Consider the following 19,752-nt stretch of genomic DNA (forward strand, 5'->3'; position numbering starts at 1 on the left):
AGCACTAACACTGAGCAGTACAGCTGATTAACAAGCGCTAAAACTAAATCTTATAACTGGGGATTATCCTTTGAAAATCTGGACCATAGCAAACCAAAAAGGTGGGGTGGGGAAAACAACAACTGTTGCCAGTCTAGCGGGTGCGTTTGTGAAACGTGGTCTGAAGGTGTTGATGGTTGATACCGATCCCCATGCATCCCTTGGGTACTATCTTGGTATTGATAGTGAGCAATTACCCTGTTCTTTATACGATCTGTTTTTAGCGAATAAGCGCTTAACGAGTGATGTCGTACAGGCTCATATTGTACCGACCAATGTCGTGGGATTAGATTTAATGCCCTCAACGATGGCGTTAGCGACGATAGACCGGAGTTTAGGTCATCAAGAAGGCATGGGGCTCATCTTAACCAAGGCCTTAAAGTTAATCGAAGATAGGTACGATGTAGTATTGATAGATTGCCCGCCAGTACTGGGGGTGTTAATGGTTAATGCGTTAGCCGCAAGTGAGCATATTATTGTGCCGGTGCAAACTGAGTTCTTAGCACTTAAAGGTCTAGACCGTATGGTGAAAACCATGTTGTTAATGGGGCGATCAAAAAAAATCCAATACAGCTACACCATAGTGCCAACCATGTATGACAAACGCACTCGCGCGGCCTCAGCTGCATTGTTACAACTTAATGAAGATTATAACCAAGAGTTATGGCAGGACGTGATCCCTGTTGATACCAAATTTAGAGATGCCAGTTTGAGCCATTTACCTGCTTCCCATTACGCCCCTAATAGCCGTGGCGTAAAAGCGTACGATAGATTACTTGATTATTTACTTGCGAAGGGCTTATCACATGTCAAAATCAGTTGATGATGCAGTATGTGATTATTTCTCGTTGCTGCTTAATGAGCCGCAAACAAAGTGCGCAGTAGCGAGTAGCGTAACAGAAGGCGATTACGCACAAAGCAAAACCCTAGAATGCACAAAATTAGCAAGCCGAGAGGCAGATGAGCGCCTAAGTCGACAAGCATTAGAGCAATTGTTCGCTCGCTCACCTCAAGAAAGTGCCAACAAGGTTGAGCCGCAATACTCGACAGCGACGTTAGCCAGTGCTGACACTCTTACCGATATTTCGCCTGCTGCCGGCATAGCTTCAATTAGCCATGATTCAACTTTTAGTCATCATACAAAAATTGAACCTGAGTCTGAGTTGCTCGCTGACTCAGCAGTTATCAGCGATAGCGCCCAGCCGCAGGATCTAACGCCTCAAACTACAGAGCAATTAATCAATGAGCCTTTAGTGTCTACTCAAACACTATTGGAGCAGCTAGATGAAGAGTTTCAGGTGTTATTTTTTAAAGTGGCGGGTTTGACGCTAGCAGTACCTTTAGTGAGTTTAGGGGGCATTGTGAGTGTTGATAAGATCACTCGTCTCATGGGACGGCCGTCTTGGTATATGGGAGTGCAACAGCATCGAGAAGCACAACTTAATGTTGTCGATACTTGCGCTTGGGTGATGCCTGAAAAATATGATGAGCAATTAAGCGAGAATGTGACCTATCAATATGTTGTTCTACTAGAAAATAGCGATTGGGGCCTTGCGTGTGAGTCATTAGTTGACACAATATCGATTAAAAAATCTGACATTAATTGGCGTAGCCAAGCAGGTAAACGGCCATGGCTTGCTGGTGTGGTAAAAGAGCGCATGTGCGGCATTTTAAATGTTGAGACCTTGGTACAGATGTTGGGTTCAGGCTTAGGCTGTCAAGACTGGGTAGTCAAGACAGCATAACCATATAAAGTTCGGATGATTTTTATTTACTCATCGCCCCATAGTATTAACGACTTAGGGTTGCGCAGGGGGGCTAAGGTAAAGCTGTTCAGGTAAAGTTGCTCAGATAAAGAAGCCAAGATACAGAAGGCAAGGTAAAGAATAGTGCTGAGCAGTCGATACAGGGCAATAGGGAAAGATTGTTGGCAGTCTTGCATTAGACTGCGATGCTTGCACCATAGTAAAAATGAGCACCTATTTTAGATAATAGATTTATTAATGGGAATTCAATGGCTATATGCGGCATAGAAACAAGTAACTATCTATTTTAGTTATCAATATTATGCGTACTAGCACATTATTAGCATTTAACAGTGGTTAGCCAATCGGTTTGGTTGGTATAAATATTAAAGAATAGATTAGACAAATAGCTGCAGAGCTATAGATTGAGGCGATTATGACAAGTTCAAACAGTGTAGCCGTAGCAGCGGGAACCGAAGATGCAGTGTTACAGTGGGTAACATTCAAGCTCGATAATGAAACCTATGGTATCAATGTAATGCAGGTACAAGAAGTATTGCGTTATACCGAGATAGCGCCTGTACCTGGTGCGCCTCACTATGTATTAGGTATTATTAACTTACGTGGCAATGTTGTCACCGTTATCGATACCCGTTCACGTTTTGGTTTAGCATCAGCTGACGTAAATGATTCAACGCGTATCGTTATTATTGAGGCTGAAAAGCAGGTCATCGGTATTTTAGTCGATAGCGTTGCTGAGGTTGTTTACCTGCGCCGCTCTGAGATTGATAACGCACCGAATGTAGGAACTGAAGAGAGTGCCAAGTTTATTCAAGGCGTGAGTAACCGCGAGAGTGAATTATTGATTTTGGTTGATCTAGATAAGTTACTATCTGATGAAGAGTGGATGGAACTAACGCAGATTTAATATTTTGAAGGTGCTAGGGCGTTCGCAGGCTCACTTCAAGGACGCTTCGCTGCTAGGTCCTAGGAAATGCAAAAGCAAATGCAAAAGATTGTATCGATTAAGTGTAAAGTTTCTTTTGCCAAACCTAGAACCTTCTTTTAAAGTAGGTCGGCATTTATGCCGTCGTTTCTATAGATGGCATCAGTATTTGATGGGCTAAATCCGAACCTACAAAACATAACTTGCTGAGTCTAGAAGTGACTCAGTCTGTTCGTTTTAATTTTTTGATGTTCCTAGGACCTAGCTCCTTCATAGCTTTAACCTAGAAGGAGCAACGCGACGCCTTTCTTCGTGTTTCCGTAAGCGAAGCGTTCCGTAGTGACATTCAGTTAATACAAATAGTCACGTGCCGTAAGACCGCAGGCCGTTCGTCTTAGCCTTACTATTTATTGATTTTCCTAGAACCTGATTTTCCTAGGACCTAAGTCCTTCTTCGCTTTAACCTAGAAGGAGCAAGGCGACGCCCTCGAAGTGACGCAATCACGCTCTAGCAGCGTCCTTCTTAGATATTTAAAAAATGAGTTATTAATGATTTTTGAAGAAATTTTAATCGCAGCAGCGTTACTATTCATCGTTGTCTGCCTTGCGTTGGTGTTTTATTTACAAAAACAGACTGGCGAGCTACGAGCAAAAGTTGATGCGTTAACTTTGTTAGTAAAAGAAGGCGATAAGCAAAGAGAAGCCGTTAAGCGCGAACTACAAGAGCTTAGAAGTGGCACCATTGGTGTTGGGCGTCGAATGCTAGAGCTTGAGAAAAAGCTAACACAACAAGATGAAAAACTGGAAGAGAGTAGCCAACAAGATCCGCAAGCTAGACTATATTCTCGTGCAATGAAGATGGTTGCCCTAGGCGCAGGCGTTGCAGAACTGATTGAAGAGTGTGAGCTACCAAAAGCCGAAGCCGAACTGTTGATCCGACTGCATGGAAAGTAGCAGGACGTTCGCAGGCTCACTGCGAGGACGCTTCGCTTACGGATAACGGAACGTTCGCAGGCTCACTCACAGAACGCTGCGCTGACGGTACAAGCGAAGAAGAATCTAGGGCGCTGCGCTTCTAGGTGCTAGAGCTGACTTCGTCCTGCTATACAATCAAAGGCTGAGACGAACGCTGGGCTTACGGATAACGGAACGTTCGCAGGCTCACTCACAGAACGCTGCGATGACGGTTTAAGCTAAGACTATACAGGCTGAGATGAAACCTCCTGGGGCTGTGAGAGCCAAGATGAGAGCACATAAAATAATTTTTTGTAGGTTGGGCTTCAGCCCATCAATCTGGGAGGCAAACACAAAATTTGTCGGGATAAATTCCGACCTACATTTAAAAGGGTTAGTACTGGCTAAGATGCTACAGACTAAGACGGTACAGGCTGAGTCTTCTGACTTATTTATCTCCTTCACTTTTTCGGCTTTGTATTCCAATTACCGCAGTGTTTTTTTTGTTTTCCGTAAGCGAAGCGTTCCGTAGTGACATTCAATCAAACAAACAGTCACGTGCCGTAAGGCCGCAGGCCGTTCATCTTTGTTTTTTTCGTCCATCTTAGCTTTCACCTAGGACCTTTCTTTGCCTTTCCTCGGACCTCGGACCTTCTTTAAACCTCTTCCATTATCTTATGATGTAAATTGTCCCATTTTTCTGGAAACTTGCCGTCTAGCACATATACAAACGCAATTAGCTCTGCGATAAGTAAGTAAAGCTCGGCTGGGATCTCATCACCAACCTCTAATCGCTGTAAGAAATCACACAGATGTTCATCTTGATGAATATGAACCCCTGCTTGTTGGGCTATGGCGATAATTTCTTCTGCGAGTTTATCTTCACCTTTTGCAGTGACTTTTGGCGCACTACCCGCCTGGTAATTTAGCGCTACAGCTTTTGTTGGTTTGTTAGAATCTTTCATTGTAGTGTTCAACTAGTATTTCCCTGGTCATAGGTTCACTGAAGGCTAAATCTTGCATTGTGAGGTTATACATGAACTTTTACTAAGTAATGCTCGCCTGGCAAAATGCTGGCAGGTACATTTTCTTGTTTAGTCGTTACTGAAACTTGACTAAAGCCGACAGCTTCGATTTTGTGCGTAAGTGCTGGTGTTAGCAGTTTTATTTTAGCTATCAGGGTGTCACTACTGCTGCAGAAGTTTAGCTTAAGGGATCCGTTTATTGGCTTTTCATGATTTCTATTTGCTTGTGCTGCTTGTGCACTAATTAATAATGGGCCACTGGCTAAGTTAAACTTTAATTGTAGTTTCCACGTGCAGCTGTGTTTATTAGCACTATCTTTATCTGGAACGTTTTGCTTAGTACTGTTTTCTTTTTGCACATGCACTTCTAATTGCTCTTGATAATGATTGATAGAGTAGGGCAGAGCAAAATAGTAATGAGTGGCCACTTCAGTTTTAGTTGATGCCTGCTGATAAAGACTTAAATTATTAAAAATGTTTGCCAGCGACTCGTTAACCAGTGCTGCCTCGAGTAATTTCAATATTGCCTCAGGGAGCGCTAGGTGACTTTGTAGCTTTGCTAGCTTTTGCATGAGTTCGGGTGAAATACTTTGCGAAGAGGCTCTTGCTAATAGCAATTGAAGCAGTAAACCCATAGTGCTGAAGTGACTCGAAAGTGACGTATTAAGCCATTCGTTGGGAGAGACTGAGGGGCTAAAGAGTTGAGCTGTGATTAGCTTTAGCCGTTGAGGCTGACTCAACTCGGTTAACGTTTCAGGCATCATCATAGGGAGCGACTTGAGAAGCACGCTGGCAAGACTTTGTTTTGTCTTAAGTGTGGCAGCGGCCAATTTTGGGAGCCCACCGGCTTTTATCAGTGCACCAGCTAAGAAGCCTTCACGAGTGGTTGCATTTGAGATTTGAGTAGAAGCTTGAGCTGTTTTGTCTGTTATTTCAGTTTTGTTTAAGCCCGTTACATCGCTATCAGCAAGCTTCACTTCGATGCTTTCTAATGCTTTGAATAATTTTCTATATTGAAAGTTCATATCGGCTTTTTGAGCTGATTTTGAGTCCGGTTTTTCTACTATTGGCTGACTTGCTATTTCGTTCTGTTTTTCGTCTGATGCCTGCTCAGGGATCAGGTTAACTTCAGTTTGTAACTTAATCGGGACTAACTGCAGGAACAACTGATCATTGGTACTTTTAATCGATGCCACATAGTGCCCACAACTGAGAGAGCCAAGGCTTGCTAACTCGATCCTTGGGCCTTTATCAAATATTAGCTCACAGTCATGTATTTCTGCGTTCGGTAGTTGATAGCCATCTTTACGTTTAGCTAATAGTTGTAATTTTTTTTCTTGGCCATTGGCATTGCTGATCATGGTTAGCAGAGCTTGCGGTAAAGGGAGTCTAAGTGTCTGGCCTAAGGCTAAAAGTATGCTCTGTTTTATAGTGCCGTTGATTTGCACTATATTTAACATGAAGTTTGAATATTGGTTAAGGCGCGGTAATTGGGTCTCTTGCGTAGGTTTTAGGCTAAAGCTCTGACCTGCAAGCATAACGCTCAGCCCACTTTGATGACTTGTTCCGAGTTGAGGACCTAATCCTGGTTGAGGAGTCTGCAGCGACACCGGCACCAAAGAGCTAACAGGCTTTGCCGTTGACAAACCTTTGCCTTGTTGATGATTTGCAGCTGTAAAGAGTTCCGTTACCGTATTCAAAGTATGCTCTTGTTAAGTGTTACAAGGGTTTAAACGACTGCTTAGATATGTTTGTACACAAATTTATGTTTGATCTTATAGGCTTACTCAGTATCCTTATCCACCTTAAATGTAAAAATAAAGATTTTCGACTACTTTTATAAATTTTTGGAACCATAAACGGTCTTGTTACGTATATCGACACTAAGGCTACAGCACTTTAGCTTGAATTTTGCTTTAACAGATGTACGATGCAAAGTGACATAGATTGATACTGTTTTTATTGAATTAAAACAGATTGCTAGCGATAGTTAGTCGAAAACTTAATATGAATTTTTATCTCATGTATTAAGGCGTGAGTCGAAATGCGTGAAAGTAATGACGAGTACATGGACTCCTTTTCAAAGAGACAATTATGAAGTTTAAATGGATTGTGCTTTCTCTGGCGATATTTGGAATGCCTTCAATTGAAGCTGCAGAAAATGCCACTGATCCCACTATGGATAGTGACCAGCAAATAACGGTAACCTATAACGACCCAAGAGATCCTATAGAGGGCTTTAACAGGGCGATGTGGGACTTTAACTATCTGTTTATGGATAGATATTTTTATCGCCCCGTCGCACATGGCTACAATGACTATGTCCCGCGACCGCTGAAAAGTGGCATTAATAATTTCGTACTTAACCTTGAAGAGCCATCGAGTCTGATAAATAACACATTACAAGGTAAGTGGGGCTGGGCTGCAAATGCTGGTGGACGTTTTACGGTTAACACCACATTAGGGCTACTCGGGACAATTGATGTAGCCGACATGATGGGCATGCCACGTAAACAAGACGACTTCAGTGAAGTGCTTGGTTATTACGGTGTGCCAAATGGTCCTTATTTCATGGCGCCATTTTTCGGTCCATATGTTACTCGTGAAATCGCCTCAGATTGGGTTGATGATCTATACTTTCCTCTGTCTGAGCTAACGTTTTGGCAATCAGTACTAAAATGGGGTCTTAAAAACTTGCATACCCGAGCATCTGCAATCGATCAGGAACGATTGGTTGATAACGCTCTAGATCCATATACCTTTGTTAAAGATGCTTATTTTCAGCATTTGGATTATAAGGTATATGACGGCGATGTACCTCAAAGTGACGATGATGACGAGTTGCTTGACGAATATATGCAAGAACTAGAATAACATTGGTAGAGTGGGGAATAACAACTAAAAGCTCTACTTAACACGCAAACAAAAAGTGTTGTTTGCGTTGTTGTCAATTAAGGGCAGTTTATGGCGCTAAAAGAGCTTACGATACTTTTTGTTGAAGACGATCCAGTTTTTCGTAAACTGGTCACATCTTATCTAGATAGCCGCGGTGCAGAAGTAATAGAAGCTGATAATGGTGAGCAAGGACTCACTCGCTTTAAAGAACAACAGTTTGATATTGTCATAGCAGACTTAAGTATGCCCAAACTCGGTGGTTTAGATATGCTTAAAGCGATGAATAAACATAGGCCTGGCACTCCTTCGATCATCATATCGGGTAATCAAGCAATGTCTGATGTTATTGACGCATTAAGACACGGTGCCAGTGACTACCTCGTTAAACCTGTCTCTGATTTATATCTAATCGAAAACTCCATTCGCGAATGTTTGAATAACTCATTTGAAGAGTCATTGAATTTTGATGAGCAAGAATCCTTATCCTATCTTGAATTAAATGAAAATTTGGCGTTATTGGAGCAAAGTAGCGAAGCCGCTAAAAGCGTGCAACAACAGCTTTTCCCGCCGAGTCGGGTTGAGTATAGCGATGTTGTGATTGACTATAGCTTGTTTAATACCAACGAGGTGAGTGCCCACTTTATCGATACAGCCATGATAGATGAAAACCATGTCATGATGTATATGGCCCACTTTCATCCTCATGACAACCGAGCAGCGTTTGCTTCAGTGCTACTAAAGAGCTTTGTAAATCATAAACTCAAGTTGTATAGCAACGGTATGTCACCTGTCATCACCGAACCTTTTAATATGCTGGTCTATCTTAACGATCGTATGGCTAAGTCTCGACTTGGCATTGTGGTTGATATGGCTTATGTCGTGGTCGAACTCACTCAATATCGAGCCGCTATTGCGACAGCGGGAAGTGAATTTAGATGTTATCTAAAAAACAGTGAGGGGTTGTCACCGATAGCGCTTGCAGATTCTCTACAGCTTGGCATGACAAATTGGAGCAAGCCTAGTGTTCAGTTTAGAACCCTGCTGTTTGGAGAGCAATTATGTATCTCTACTCAAGTAAGCAAACACAAGCAACAACTGTTAGATAATCAGTTCTATGGATTGATCCATGACCCAAGCACACAGCGCGGCGGATATATTCAACTGTCATTAAAATAGGGGCGATCGCAGAAAAGAGTGCAAGCGGAGAAGCGGAACGGTTTACAGCCTAAGGTGTACGGAACGTTCGCAGGCTCACTTACGGAACGCTGCACTGACGGTTTTAAGCTAAGAAGATCGGCCTTTGGCCTGCTAGTACAGCCTACGGCTGGCTAGAGCGTTGCTTTGCTCCTGCTAGATTACATACAATCTGAAAGCTGAGACGTAAAACGGATTACAGTGTCCTTTGTGTGCATGGTTTTTAACTAGTGATTTAAAGGCTTTTTTACCACGAAGCGCTCCGAGCCCCAATAACATCCGTGTTTAACGGCCAGTTCGCTATCCCTAGCTCTCGCTTATTAGCACATGGCTTCGCCATATTCGCCGTGGTGAATAGCTTTGGCTTTTGATTGATGTTGATGTTGATATTCTTCGTGTCGCGTAGCGCTCCGAGCCCCAATAACATCCGTGTTTAACGGCCAGTTTGCTATCCCTAGCTCTCGCTTATTAGCACATGGCTTCGCCATATTCGCCGTGGTGAATAGCTTTTGGCTTTTGATTGTAGCGTGAAGCACTTTTCTCAGTGGTGCATAGCTTTGATTATTGATTACAGCATGACGAGCGTTCTCACCACGAAGCGCTGCGCTTTCACGGAGGGCACGGAGAAGTGCAAAAGAGCAAAATATCTGTTGATTGACTTGCTGCTTTTGATCTTGCGGTTGCTTTTCTTCGTGTCGCGTAGCGCTCCGAGCCCTCTGTGGTGCATAGCTTCTGGTTTTTGATTGTAGCGTGAAGCACATTTCTCTGTGGTGAAAAGCCAAAAGTACATTACAGGCGGTGTTTGTAGCTTGTCAGGCCTTCCACGCCTCAGCTTAAACCAGCTATAAATCTTAAAAACAAAAATGCCAGAAGATGACTCTTCTGGCATTTTTCTGTTTCAAGCTTTTCCGGCTTTAGTCTAAGCGCTAACCGTCTTAGCCTAAACCGGATCTCTTATCTTCTAATCGCTTCATGCTCTGCAGTAACAGCAATCTCTTCTTCTAGAGCTTGCTCTTCAGTATGTGGGCCATCCTCAGCACCGTGCATCCAGTCAACCAGCTTATCAGCCATGAAGTACAGGATAATACCTGAAATTGCAGAGGTAATTGCGATGCCAGCAAAGATAGCCATAGCATTTGCAAGCTGCTCTTCTTTTTCGCCAGCATGTCCAATAAATGAACCTACCACGCCGCCAACCTTGTTAGCGATAGCAATGAACAAGAACCATGCACCCATCATTAATGAGGCGATACGCAGTGGAGCAAGTTTAGTCACCATAGATAGGCCGATTGGAGATAGACATAACTCACCCATAGTATGGAAGAAGTATGCACCTACTAACCACCACATGCTTGACTTAGCGTTAGCGTCGCCGCCCATCTCTAATACAGCACCGATCATAAATAGGAAACCAATACCGAGTAGCACAAGACCTAATGCAAATTTAACCGGTGAGTTTGGCTCGTTTTTACCTAAGCGGATCCAGATAGAGGCGATTACTGGCGCAAAAATAACAATGAACATGGCGTTAAGAGATTGGAACCATGTAGTTGGAACTTCCCAACCGCCAATCATGCGATCGGTAAAGTCATTTGTGAACAGGTTCATCAAACCACCGGCTTGCTCAAAACCAGCCCAGAAGATGATAGTGAATAAACCCATAACCATGATCACTTTAATGCGATCGCGCTCAATCTTAGTCAATGGCTCTTTACGTACATCACCTGCAGCTTCGGCTCTTTCTTTCTCAAGCTTAGCCGCTGGCTTGCGACCAATGTCACCAAGTAATCTTTGTGCAAATACGAATTGAATGATCAGTGACAGCACCATACCAACACCGGCGCACAAGAAGCCCATCTGGAAGTTACCATCGTAAGCAGCAACAACCGAGCCAACAATAATACCTGAAAGGAATGCACCTACGTTGATACCCATATAGAAGATGGTGAATGCACCGTCACGGCGATGATCGCCTTCTTCATACAGGTCGCCAACCATAGTTGAAATGTTTGGCTTAAACAGACCGTTACCCAAGATTAACGTACCAAGACCAAAATAAAAGGCCAAGGTTTCAGAACCTGGGATCCAGTTGTGTGGCAGCGCCAAGATAAATTGACCAGCGGCCATTAAGGCACCACCAATCATGATAGATCTACGTTGGCCCAGGTAATTATCGGCTAACCAACCACCTATCAGAGGGGTCAAATATACAAGACCGGTGAACGTACCATAAAGCGAAATAGCCTCGCCCTGTGTCCAACCAAGACCGTGTCCGCCTTCAGATTGTACTTTATCAACTAGATACAACACCAAAATGGCGCGCATTGCGTAATAACTGAATCGTTCCCATAGTTCTGTTGTAAACAACAGGAACAGTCCCTTAGGATGCCCGAGCATCGTCCCCTGAGGTTTTGCTACGCTCATGTATTCTTCCACCTTCGCTTGTGATTGCCTGCAACTCAAATATCGCTACAGAAATTTGTTTTACTTAAATTATTACAGCTTCTAATTAACGTAATTAGCCAAGAGGTGTTAAGTCTGTGGTGTTTTTGTTAATCAAAAAGCTGTTTTATTGTTGGCTTGTATTCTAGTTTTTGTCATTTGGCGCTGAAAATAGCGTCAAATGCGATAAAGCCTACCTTATATACCCTTTATGGACGGCTAAAGTCAATTTTGAAAACGTAACTGCCGACTTAATAACCACTAGAGTACGATTGACTGAATCAGTGGCTTAATCAGTGATCAAACAGACATTAGAAATGAGGCTTAGGCTTTACTTTGATTCGTCTCGGCTTTCAATTTAGCTTACAAATTTGCTAGTATCCATGCGGCGAATAGGGCGCCACTGATTGTAAAGTGCGCTCGTTAGATTACATGAGAGAACGAAATGAAGGCTTGGTATCTACTATATTGCAAATCTCGGGGCGAAGCTCGAGCTCAGCAAAACTTGGCGCTTCAGCAAATTGAAACTTATCTGCCTAGTTACCCAGAAGAAAAGATACAAAAAGGGCAAACAAGTATACGACGCGTATCGCTATTTCCCAGTTATCTATTTATCAACTTTGACCCGCAAGTTACCAGCGTGGCCAAAATTCATAACACACGTGGCGTGATAAGAATCGTTGGTTGTAAAGAACTAATGACACCGATAGATGACAGCATTATTCATGCAATCAAAATGCGCGAACATAAGCTGCTATCAACAATATCCCCGCAAGAAGATGAAGCCATAACGCTGCCAAAGATAGAGGTAGGGGATAAAGTCCGTTTTACTCAAGGTCCATTTACTGAGTTAGAAGGGATTTTCGATGAATCAAATGGTGAGAAACGCTGCTTCGTACTGTTTGATTTGATGGGTAAACAGCAACGAGTAGCCGTTGAAAGAGATTCGATAAAACCGATTAAATAAATCACCTAGCCCGTTTAAGCTTAATAAATCAAAAGTAGGTATTTTGCTATTAAATTTGTAGGATATTTGCCATAGCGACAATCGCGACGCTAGATTTTTTATGCGCTTTTATGGCGGTAACTATAGCTGTTTTTAGGTGTTAGTTTTAGGTGTTGATAGTGAGGTTAACAAGATTAAATACTTGATTCAGTTTAGTTCAGTTTAGTTTGGTTCAGGTCAGTTATTAGCTCAGTGTATTAAGAGTATGGCCTAGGTTAGCTATAGTCTAGCCATAGATAAAATGTAGTGGTTGAGCGAGGGCTGTACCATTGAGTCTTTAACGGGTAAGCGGCTAATTTAGTGCATTAGCATTAACTGAGTTCAGAACTAAGTGATTAAACCATTAAGCGCAAAAAATAACTAAAACCTAACGACAGAGTTTACAAGTGCATAAAGATTCAGCAACTAACGCAAGTTATGGCTTAGAGTTACTGCTCAAGTAAGCTCGTTAGTGTATAATTCTGCGCTTCTCAAATTTTTACCTTTGTAATGCATTGGTGAAAAAAGCTGTAACTTTGAGGAGCAGTCTCTATGGCATGAGGATGGCTCGTCTTTTTACGAGTAACTGGTTATGAGTAACCGATTAACTAATGAATTAGTAACTAATTAGTCACTGGCTAGTGGCTGATTGTCGCGATTAGTTGGTCTTAGTAACGTGTAAGGCTAGCTGTCATGTTAGTGATGTTTTAAGACTAACTCTCATGTTAGTGAAGTCATTAGTATAGAACAAATTGCTTTACTCTGTTTTGAAGGCCAAGTTTGCAGAAACTATGACTATGTTAGAGCAAAGAGAAAGAGAAAGAGAAAGATAGAAATAAGTTGATTTAAGATAGAGGCACGAGCTGAATCTACCTTAAGTTAAATTTGAAAGTAACAAAAAATTAGACATATCCGCCAAGCGGATGGGCACGTTGGAAGCCGCAATCCATGGGCGGTAGCGTGTCTGAAGACATCGAATGAATAGTTTCATTCGTTAAGCGATAGCCGAAGGCCTCTGGCCGCCACGCGGGTCGGTAGCGTGTCTGAAAACTGAGAAGGTTCAAGGTTCAAGGCCCTAGGGCGTTCGCAAGCTCACTGCTAGGAAAGCCAAAGACCAAAATCAACAGCAAACAACATTTAGCTTTAGATGTTAATGATTTCCCTCGAACCTTCTTTAAAAGTAGGTCGGCATTTATGCCGTCGCTTCTATAGATGGTATAAGTATTTGATGGGCTAAAGCCCAACCTACAAAACATAACTTGCTGAATCTAGAAGTGACTCAGTCTGTTTGCTTTAGCTTTAATCTTTTGATTTTCCTAGGACCTAGAACCTAGGAACTGTTTATAAACCTAGAACCTTTATTTCAAACCTAGAACCTTCTTTAAAAGTAGGTCGGCATTTATGCCGTCGCTTCTATAGATGGTATAAGTATTTGATGGGCTAAAGCCCAACCTACAAGACATAACTTGCTGAATCTAGAAGTGACTCAGTCTGTTTGCTTTAGCTTTAATCTTTTGATTTTCCTAGGACCTAGAACCTAGAAACTGTTTATAAACCTAGACCTTCTTTATAAAGTAGGTCGGCATTTATGCCGTCGCTTCTATAGATGGTATAAGTATTTGATGGGCTAAAGCCCAACCTACAAGACATAACTTGCTGAATCTAGAAGTAACTCAGTCTGTTCGCTTTAGCTTTAATCTTTTGATTTTCCTAGAACCTAGAACCTAGAACCTAGGATCGTCTTTGCTTTTACCGTCTCAGCTCTAAACCGTTTTTTTTAGCTTTGCTTTTACCGTAAGCGAAGCGTTCTGTAGTGACATTCAATTGATGCAAACAGTCACGTGCCGTAAGGCCGTAGGCCGTTCGTCTCAGCTCTTATCGTATTAGATTTTTAACCTCTCTCGGAGATTACTGGTGCTTAACAAGACTAAAAAACTCATCATTGCTGGTATGTCAGCGCTGATACTACTGTCAGGGCAGGCAAGTGCTATCACGCCTTCTCCACAAATGATGGAGCAATTTAAAAATCTTCCAGCATCTGAGCAGCAACGCTTAGCACAGCAGTATGGTATCGACCCTTCAATGTTAGGTGGTAGTAGTAGCTCACAACCGCAACTTGAAAATCCAAACTTAGTTAATCCTCGTGCCCAGTACGATGTAAATGGTGATTTAATTCAAGTTGATCAATTTGGTAATCCGGTTGATGCATTTGGTAAGCCGCTAAATGACAAATCAGACGAGCAGTTAAAATTTGAAGATGATGCAGCTAAAAAAGAGTTGAAACGCTTTGGTTATGACCTGTTTGCAGGTGAACCAACAACGTTTGCACCAGTATCAGATGTGCCTGTACCAAGTGAATACCTTGTAGGCCCTGGTGACAACATCAAAGTACAGCTTTTTGGTAAAGACAATAAAGAGTACGACCTTGTTATCAATCGTGAAGGGGTTATCCAGTTCCCTGAGCTTGGTCCTATCTCAGTTGCAGGTTTAAGCTTTAGTGAGCTGCGCGAAACATTAACGAGTCGCATTAGCCAGCAGATGATTGGTATTCAGTCAAACATCACCATGGGCGAGTTACGCTCAATCCGTATCTTTGTGGCCGGTGATGCATACAAACCAGGCTCATACACGGTTTCAAGCTTATCAACCATTACCCAAGCTTTGTTTGTTGCCGGTGGTATCAACGAGATTGGTTCTTTACGTAATATCCAGGTTAAGCGTAACGGCAAATTAGTCGGTAGCATGGACTTGTACGATCTACTGCTTCGTGGTGATGCATCTGGCGACATTAACTTACGCTCAGGTGATGTGGTATTCATTCCATCGGTTGGTGGTCTAGTTAGCGTAACCGGTGAAGTACGTCGCCCTGCTATCTATGAGCTTAAAAAGCATGAAACCATGGCGCAAGTAATCGAAATGGCCGCAGGCATTAAACCTGGTGCCTACCCAAGACGCAGCAGCGTTGAGCGTTTTAATGCTAATAGCCTTAAATCAATTTTAAATGTCGATTTAACATCAAATAAAGGTAAGGCAACAAAAGCCCTAGCAGGCGATGTGATCCGCGTTAAGAGTGCTACTACTCAGTACGAAGATGCCATTACGGTAGTTGGCGCAGTGGTTCGCCCGGGTAAGTATCAGTGGTATCAAGGTCAAAAAATTAGCGACTTAGTACCGTCTATTTGGGGTGACCTCTCAGTATCTGCCGATCTTGAATACGCCATCATCGTGCGTGAAATTAATAAGCAGGGTGATATTCAGGTCTATCAATTCTCACCAGTAAAAGCCATTAATGGCAAAGTGCTTTCGCAAGACTTACCACTTCAAGCACGTGATAAAGTGATTTTCTTTAACTTTAGCGACCTAACCCAAAACCGTTATGAGCTAAATAAGCTAGTTAAAGAGCGCGTACAAAAGGTTCAGTCATTATCTGGCAACTCTCTACTGGGTAACGACCTATTTGAAGCTGGATTCTCACAACTTAGCCAAAAGAAGTTCTCAGATATTAAAGAGCTTGGTGGCGTTGCCATTAACAGTCAGGGCGAAGCTGAAGATCCAACCGCTAAAGCGGTTAAAGGTGAAGTCAACAAGATGTTGGTCAACCTGTTTGAAGATAGCGACTTAATCAAGTTAAGTGGCGAGATGAACCGTGGTGAGCTACTTTACCCAATCATCATGAAGCTAAATAGCCAAGGCCGAGCTGGCGCTGGCGTAAACGCAGTAGCAATTAATGGCCGCGTTAATAACCCTGGTGTCTATCCATTAGCGGTTAATGCTCGTATCAAAGACTTAGTCACAGCTGCCGGCGGTTTAGAAGAAGGTGCCTACACACCACGCGCTGAGTTAACCAGTACTTACACTACGGTTGATGGCTCTGCAATCAAACATACCAATGTTGAGCTTGAAGCTGCGCTTCAAGGCGACGCTGCGCAAAATATCGCTTTAAAAGGCCGTGATATTTTAACCGTAATGACAACGCCTGATTGGCAAGAAAATAAGTCTGTTGAAATACGCGGTGAAGTTAAATTCCCTGGTACTTATAATATCCGCCGCGGCGAGACATTAGCAGACGTGTTAAAGCGAGCGGGTGGCTTTACTCCATATGCCTACTTACCATCGTCAGTATTTGTACGTGAGTCTGTACGCCAGCAAGAGCAGTTAGAAGTTAAAAAGCTCGCAGAACAACTACTGCGTGACGTTGCTACTCGTGGTGTATCAAAAGACGGTAACGTAATTAACTACAGCGACGCACAAATGATGCTAACAGACTTGGAAACAATCCAAGCCGTAGGTCGTTTAGTGGTTGACGTATCAGCAATCTCAGTCGGTATTAAGCAAGCCGATCTGCAATTAGAAGATAAAGACGTACTGTACGTACCATCGACTAAGCAAACCATTGCAGTAATGGGTGAAGTACAACACGCAGCGACCCATAGATTTAAAGACGGCCAAACCATTGACCAGTACCTAGCGATGTCAGGTGGTGCAAGAGAGCGAGCGGATGATGACAGAACTTATGTTATCAAGGCAGATGGCTCAGTAATGTTACCAAAGCGCTCAATGTGGTTTAGCAGTGAGTCAACATTACAACCAGGCGACACCATCATTGTGCCACTAGATACTGAGTACAAAGACAACCTAACACTCTGGTCGCAAGTAACCCAAATCATCTACAACAGCGCCGTAGCATTCGCCACAGTCGCAAATCTTTAGACCGCCGTTGGCTTGCTAGAACGTTCGCAAGCTCACGGCTAGATCGCTTCGCTGCTAGAACGGACTTCGTCCTGCTATAAAAGCAAAAGCTTAAGAGCCAGCGTTATATACTACGTCAGTGCTCTCTTTTGCTTTTATAGAATCTAGAAGGAGCGAAGCGACGTTCTCGCCGTGACGAAGTCACGACCTAGAAGCGCAGCGCTCTGTTTCACGGAAGGAGTCACTCAAATGAGATTCGAACAACTGGATGTTTGGAAAAGAGCTTCAAGACTGTCGTGCGAAATATACAAGGCCACAGAGACAGTACAAAACTGGGGTTTTAAAGATCAAATTACACGCTCAGGTTTATCAGTACCTTCGAATATAGCCGAAGGTGAAGAGCGTGAAACCAACAAAGAGAAAGTACGCTTTTTGTATTATGCAAAAGGCTCACTCGGAGAGTTGGTTACCCAGTTATACATTGGAATTGAAATCGGCTACCTAAATAAGCAGTCTTCGATGGATATGATAAAAGAAGCTAAAGAGCTAGCTAAAATCATAGGTTCTCTTATTAAAAATAAGGAATCACAGATCAAAGAAGAAAGCACAGATTACAAAGTCGATTAATTTACAGGCGAGTACTTTTGATTCTTGCCCTTATAGCAGCGTAGCGCTCTATCCGCGAAGCGTCCTAGAATCTAGAAGCAAAGCGCTCTCTACTCAATAAAATAAAAGATAAAGCAATGAATAACCAGAATATACCGCAAGAATTTAAGGATGCTAGGTTCTCTCAAACCGCAAGCGAAGATGAGATTGATTTGAGAGAGTTGTTTGGCGTCATCTGGCAAGGCAAATGGCTCATCATCGGCATCACAGCCGTTTTTGCCATTGGCGCTGTTATTTTCGCCCTCATGCAACCTAACATCTACAAATCTGAAGCCTTACTCGCACCAGCAAGTGAAGAGCAAGGTGGCGGCCTAAGTGCGTTAGCAGGCCAGTTTGGCGGTCTTGCTAGCATGGCGGGCATTAACTTAGGTGGCGGCGGTGGCGTTGATAAAACTCAAATGGCCATCGAGGTGATGAAGTCGCGCCAATTCGCTAGCCAATTCGTTCAAAAGCATAATGTTTTGTTGGATTTAATGGCGGCCAAAAGCTGGGATATGGAAACAAATACTCTAATTTATGATGACGAAGTGTACGATATAAAGAGTGAAACTTGGGTGCGTGAAGTAAAATCGCCTTTCAAACCAAAACCATCCATGCTAGAGGCATATAAAGAATTTAGCGAAATCATTGCTGTTAATGTTAGTAAAGATACTGGCTTGGTAACAATATCAGTTGAACACGTATCTCCAAATATTGCTAAACAATGGGTAACGTGGTTAATTAAAGATATTAATACTGTTATGAAAGAGCGTGACGTTGCAGAAGCGATTCGGAGTAGTGAATTTCTGAATAAGCAAATAGTACAAACAAACGTTGCAGATATTCGCTCAATTCTATACAAATTAATTGAAGAGCAAGCAAAAACGATAATGTTTGCGGAAGTTCGCGATGAATACGTGTTTAAAACAATTGACCCGGCGATCGCTCCTGAAGAAAAATTTAAACCTAAAAGGTTGCTTATTTGCCTTGTAGGCACATTCATTGGTGGTATTTTCGCTAGTTTATTTGTGTTAATCCGTCGATACTATTTGAATCGATAGTTAAAAGTATTTTTGTGGATTATATTGGTCAATGCTTATGTTTATATAGAAGGCATTATTTATATTTTCAGTGTTTTAATATTGATATGTGAAATATGGAACACCAATAGTCCAACCTTATAATTAAACCTTGGCAAGTATATGAACTCGACACTTAATAAAAGAAATGAATCAGAGATAAACGAACCGATTAAGCAGATTACTAAACGTTTTAAGTCAAAGTCAGTAGCGCTTAAGCAAAAAGAAATATATATATATTGTCCAGAGAAAAGAGAACCTGAAATTACAAAAACGATGGAAGGGCATCCTTTTAGGATAATATTAAATGATTACTCTATTTCTAACTTTAATTGTAAGGTTATTTGCCACTTTGAAAGTTCTTACTTAAGCGAAGAGAAAAAAGAATTTCTCGTGAAAGCAACTGAATTAGGAGGCTGGGCAGAACCCCTTGTCAGCTATTTGGATTCACGGCTTGGTTATACAGAGGTAAAGTTACTACACAGTGGATACTTTCTACACCAAAAAGCATTTTCAATTTTATCCACAAATAGAACACAGACAGCAAAAAGAACTTTAGACCTTATAATCAGCTTAGCTTTGTGTTTAATTGCAGTTCCAATAGGAATTATTACTGCAATTGCTATAAAGCTCGAAAGTCCTGGTCCAGTTTTCTACAAACAACGTAGGACTGGCTTATATAATGATGAGATTGAGGTTATAAAGTTTCGTTCAATGCGAAGCGACGCCGAGAAGTCAGGAGCTCAATGGGCCACAAAAAATGATATTCGTGTAACCAAAGTTGGAAATTTTATTCGTAAAACTCGAATTGATGAATTACCACAAATAATAAATATTTTAAAAGGTGAAATGTCGATTATTGGACCTAGACCAGAAAGAGAAGTCTTTATTGAAGAACTTGAAAAGGAAATTCCATATTATCGGTTCCGGCATGCTGTTAAACCTGGAATAACAGGATTGGCGCAGGTAAGTTACCCTTACGGTGCATCGGTTGAAGATGCCATCTGGAAGCATAAATATGATATATTTTATATTAAACATCATAGTCTTGCTTTAGATATTAAAATTCTCATAAAAACTATTAAAGTAGTAATTTTTGGTATGGGTAGGTAAA

15 protein-coding genes are annotated in these 19,752 nt (G+C 42.1%); 11 read left to right on the forward strand and 4 right to left on the reverse strand.

Annotated elements, in window-relative coordinates:
• Positions 1-70 precede the first annotated feature (70 nt).
• Both ACVBIK_RS01955 and ACVBIK_RS01960 read left to right on the forward strand, forming a co-directional pair.
• A complete protein-coding gene (locus ACVBIK_RS01955) occupies positions 71-862 on the forward strand; it encodes a ParA family protein (protein ID WP_447161392.1) in 792 nt (263 codons plus the stop codon).
• Entirely contained in the window at positions 846-1,784 is a 939-nt protein-coding gene (locus ACVBIK_RS01960; RefSeq protein WP_447168946.1) for a chemotaxis protein CheW, read from the forward strand. Before ACVBIK_RS01955 ends, ACVBIK_RS01960 begins: the two co-directional genes overlap by 17 nt.
• Before the next feature lie 26 nt (positions 1,785-1,810).
• On the opposite strand, the gene ACVBIK_RS01965 is transcribed toward ACVBIK_RS01960, so the two are convergent.
• Positions 1,811-1,981, reverse strand: a complete 171-nt coding sequence (locus tag ACVBIK_RS01965) for a hypothetical protein (protein WP_447168947.1) — start codon at positions 1,979-1,981, stop codon at positions 1,811-1,813.
• A 239-nt stretch (positions 1,982-2,220) separates the two neighbouring features.
• Here ACVBIK_RS01965 and ACVBIK_RS01970 point away from each other — a divergent pair, with 239 nt between their 5' ends.
• Positions 2,221-2,712 carry a chemotaxis protein CheW gene (locus ACVBIK_RS01970; protein WP_447161389.1) on the forward strand — a complete coding sequence of 164 codons (492 nt, stop codon included), beginning with the start codon at positions 2,221-2,223 and terminating at the stop codon, positions 2,710-2,712.
• Between the two features lie 567 nt (positions 2,713-3,279).
• Positions 3,280-3,684 carry a DUF2802 domain-containing protein gene (locus ACVBIK_RS01975; protein WP_447161388.1) on the forward strand — a complete coding sequence of 135 codons (405 nt, stop codon included), beginning with the start codon at positions 3,280-3,282 and terminating at the stop codon, positions 3,682-3,684.
• Between the two features lie 656 nt (positions 3,685-4,340).
• Here the strand turns inward: ACVBIK_RS01975 and ACVBIK_RS01980 are convergent.
• Entirely contained in the window at positions 4,341-4,649 is a 309-nt protein-coding gene (locus ACVBIK_RS01980) for an EscU/YscU/HrcU family type III secretion system export apparatus switch protein (protein WP_447161463.1), read from the reverse strand.
• A gap of 65 nt (positions 4,650-4,714) precedes the next feature.
• On the reverse strand, positions 4,715-6,409 hold the full coding sequence (locus ACVBIK_RS01985) for a hypothetical protein (protein WP_447168948.1): 1,695 nt from the start codon (positions 6,407-6,409) through the stop codon (positions 4,715-4,717).
• Positions 6,410-6,803: 394 nt separating this feature from the next.
• On the opposite strand from ACVBIK_RS01985, the gene ACVBIK_RS01990 reads away from it, so the two are divergent.
• On the forward strand, positions 6,804-7,583 hold the full coding sequence (locus ACVBIK_RS01990) for an MlaA family lipoprotein (protein WP_447161386.1): 780 nt from the start codon (positions 6,804-6,806) through the stop codon (positions 7,581-7,583).
• 90 nt (positions 7,584-7,673) lie between these two features.
• The gene (locus ACVBIK_RS01995; protein ID WP_447168949.1) at positions 7,674-8,780 is read left to right on the forward strand and encodes a response regulator; all 1,107 of its coding nucleotides are present in this window, start codon (positions 7,674-7,676) and stop codon (positions 8,778-8,780) included.
• Between the two features lie 972 nt (positions 8,781-9,752).
• On the opposite strand, the gene ACVBIK_RS02000 is transcribed toward ACVBIK_RS01995, so the two are convergent.
• On the reverse strand, positions 9,753-11,222 hold the full coding sequence (locus ACVBIK_RS02000) for a peptide MFS transporter (protein ID WP_447161384.1): 1,470 nt from the start codon (positions 11,220-11,222) through the stop codon (positions 9,753-9,755).
• Positions 11,223-11,685: 463 nt separating this feature from the next.
• Here ACVBIK_RS02000 and rfaH point away from each other — a divergent pair, with 463 nt between their 5' ends.
• The 5 genes from rfaH to ACVBIK_RS02025 all read left to right on the forward strand — a co-directional run bounded on the left by rfaH (position 11,686) and on the right by ACVBIK_RS02025 (position 19,751).
• Positions 11,686-12,207 (forward strand): transcription/translation regulatory transformer protein RfaH, encoded by a 522-nt coding sequence (gene rfaH, locus ACVBIK_RS02005; protein WP_447168950.1) that lies wholly within the window; start codon positions 11,686-11,688, stop codon positions 12,205-12,207.
• Positions 12,208-14,139: 1,932 nt separating this feature from the next.
• The gene (locus tag ACVBIK_RS02010; RefSeq protein ID WP_447168951.1) at positions 14,140-16,935 is read left to right on the forward strand and encodes an SLBB domain-containing protein; all 2,796 of its coding nucleotides are present in this window, start codon (positions 14,140-14,142) and stop codon (positions 16,933-16,935) included.
• Between the two features lie 228 nt (positions 16,936-17,163).
• Positions 17,164-17,541 (forward strand): four helix bundle protein, encoded by a 378-nt coding sequence (locus ACVBIK_RS02015; RefSeq protein ID WP_447168952.1) that lies wholly within the window; start codon positions 17,164-17,166, stop codon positions 17,539-17,541.
• 116 nt (positions 17,542-17,657) lie between these two features.
• Positions 17,658-18,620: a Wzz/FepE/Etk N-terminal domain-containing protein gene (locus tag ACVBIK_RS02020; RefSeq protein ID WP_447168953.1), complete on the forward strand. Its 963-nt coding sequence runs from the start codon at positions 17,658-17,660 to the stop codon at positions 18,618-18,620.
• Between the two features lie 141 nt (positions 18,621-18,761).
• Positions 18,762-19,751 (forward strand): sugar transferase, encoded by a 990-nt coding sequence (locus ACVBIK_RS02025; RefSeq protein WP_447168954.1) that lies wholly within the window; start codon positions 18,762-18,764, stop codon positions 19,749-19,751.
• The last annotated feature ends 1 nt before the right edge of the window (position 19,752 follow it).

The organism is Shewanella sp. 125m-1, assembly GCF_052977065.1.